Source organism: Streptomyces boluensis (assembly GCF_009908195.1).
Taxonomy (GTDB): domain Bacteria; phylum Actinomycetota; class Actinomycetes; order Streptomycetales; family Streptomycetaceae; genus Streptomyces; species Streptomyces boluensis.
This window is the reverse complement of sequence record NZ_JAAAHS010000640.1, coordinates 1-2,279: the sequence shown is the minus strand read 5'-3', so window position 1 is coordinate 2,279 and position 2,279 is coordinate 1. Positions and strand designations below refer to the sequence as shown.

Below are 2,279 nucleotides of genomic sequence, written 5' to 3'. Positions count from 1 at the left end.
CCCCGGGCGCCCCTCGGCCCCTCCCCGTACCTCTCCCGCGCCGTCCGCTAGGGTGTCGCGCCGGACAGAGGGCCCGCGGGGGCCGAGGGGGACCGGTGACACAGGTACGCAGCGGCAGCGCCGCACCGTGGATACACGCTGTGGGCAGCCTCGTCGTGGGCGCGGCCGCCCTCGCGATGCTCGGCGTGAACTGGTTCGACGCCACCACGGCCGGGTCGGTCGCGGCCGCGGTGGCCCTGGTCGGCCTGGTCCGCGAGGCGCAGCACGGCGATGTGTCCCGCCGCCGCACCGTCCATCTGGTCGGCCTGATCATGGGCCTCAGCGCGGCCTGCGTCGCCCAACTGCTGCCCGGCGTACTGGGGTTCATGACCCTGTGAAGGCTGTAGCGGGGCCTGGGGCGCGCCGGGTCCGGCACGGGTCACCCAGCCGTGCCGGGGCCGAAGACGCCGTTTGGGCCTACGATCCGTATGTGGCTGACATCTCCGATGAACTGGTCAAACTGGAACGTTCCGCCGAGGAGGAGCGCGCGAAGCTCGCGGGCCTGACCGGTGCCGCGTACGCGACGCAGCGGGAGCGCTGGCGGCGGGCCGCCGACGAGGTACGGGCGGCGATCACCCGGCACGCGCAGGCGAGCGGGCGGGACGCGGACGAGGTCGAGCGGGCCGTGCACGAGGCCGCGCGGCGGTCGGACGAGGATCCGGCCGAGTAGCGGGCAGCGCGCCCCCGGCCAACACTGAGGAGGGGGAACGTCCTCTTCTGCCTGCGTAAGGACCACGCCATGGGGTGCCTCAACCGTAAGGATCTCGGCCTGCTCGCCATTCGTCTCGGCACGGGCGCCGTACTCGTCGCGCACGGCTCGCAGAAACTCTTCGGCTGGTTCGGCGGCGGCGGTCTCGACGGTACGGCGCAGGCGATGGAGGCCATGGGGTTCCGCCCCGGCAGGCAGAGCGCGCTGGCCGCGGGGCTCGGTGAGGCGGGCGGTGGCGTTCTGCTCGCGCTCGGCGCGGCCACCCCGGCCGCGGGCGCCGCGGCGGCCGGCGCGATGTCGGGCGCGGTCGCGGTGCACAGCAAGTCCGGGTTCTTCGCCATGCAGGGCGGCTACGAGTACCCGGCGTACCTCGGCTTCGTCGCCGCGGGCCTGGGACTCTCCGGGCCCGGCCGGTACTCCGTCGACCACTTCACCAGGCACCGCCTCGACCGCCCGGTCATGCTGGGCCTCGCCTTCGCGGCGAGCGCCGTCGCGGCCGCGGCCGTGGTGGGACGCCGCGAGCGCGCGATGGCGGCACCGGCCGAGGAGCCCACTGACGAACCCGCTGACGAACCCACTGACGAAGCCGCCGATGACGTGACGTGAACTGACCCGTCGGCGCGGTGCGAGGATGCCCCGACAGCGGGAGAGGGGCAGGGCACGTGGGGCGTGTTGAGCGGGATCTGATCGCGCGGGCGGCGCGGCTCGACGCGGCGGCGCGGTCGCTGACCGGCGACCACGACAGGGCCGTCGACGCGGTCCGCGCGGCGCTGAAGCCGATCCACGACGCGGAGGTGGCACGGGAACTCCACGCGATCCCCGTGGCCCGGCTCCAGGAGGTCACCGCCGGACGGCTGCGCCTCGGCAGCGTCGAGAACGGCGGGTTCCGCACCGTCGGCCAGGTCATCGACGCGGGCCCGTACCGGCTGCGGCAACTCCCCGGCGTAGGACAGCGCACCGTCGAGCACCTCCTCGCCGCGGCCGCCCGGCTCTCCGAGGCCGCGCACGAGACCGTCGCCGCCCATATCGACGTCGACCGGCCCGCCCGAGCCGCGCACCACCGCACTCGTCACAGCCCTGCACGTACTGGTCGAGGCCGGCCCTGATGCCCGGCGCGCCGTCGACACGGCCGCCCAACTCCCAGCCCGGCTCGGCCCGTTGCTGACCGACGCGCGCCCCGCCGCCGGGCGGCTGCGGATGCTGGTGGCCGGGCGGGAGATGGCGATGCGCAGGGTGGCGTACGCGCGCCCGGAGAAGTCGGCGAAGCTCGAACGGCTCCGGGAGATCGTCCGCGAGGCCGACGAGAACGGGCAGAAGACGGTGGTCTTCTCCTACTTCAAGGACGTACTGGCCGCGGTGCGCGACGCCCTCGACGCCGAACCCGGCGACAGCACCCCGGTGTTCGGGCCGTTCACCGGCGCGGTCCCGGCCGCGCGGCGGCAGCTCCTCGTCGACGAGTTCGCCGCGGTACGGGGGCCCGCGGTGCTCTGAACCCACGGCCCGCGAACCCCTGGCCCGTGAACCCCTGGCC

At 74.9% G+C, this 2,279-nt stretch carries 3 protein-coding genes and 1 pseudogene; all 4 read left to right on the top strand.

The genetic code is table 11. The features are described 5' to 3' along the window. The first annotated feature begins 95 nt into the window (after positions 1-95). Complete coding sequence (locus tag GUY60_RS36955; protein WP_161705879.1) at positions 96-377, top strand: hypothetical protein; 282 nt, start codon at positions 96-98, stop codon at positions 375-377. A 92-nt stretch (positions 378-469) separates the two neighbouring features. Next, positions 470-709, top strand: a complete 240-nt coding sequence (locus GUY60_RS36950; RefSeq protein WP_161705878.1) for a hypothetical protein — start codon at positions 470-472, stop codon at positions 707-709. 69 nt (positions 710-778) lie between these two features. Beyond that, a complete protein-coding gene (locus GUY60_RS36945) occupies positions 779-1,354 on the top strand; it encodes a DoxX family protein (RefSeq protein ID WP_161705877.1) in 576 nt (191 codons plus the stop codon). Between the two features lie 56 nt (positions 1,355-1,410). Continuing rightward, a pseudogene (locus GUY60_RS36940) lies at positions 1,411-2,059 on the top strand (ATP-dependent helicase); the annotation flags it as partial. Between the last annotated feature and the right edge of the window lie 220 nt (positions 2,060-2,279).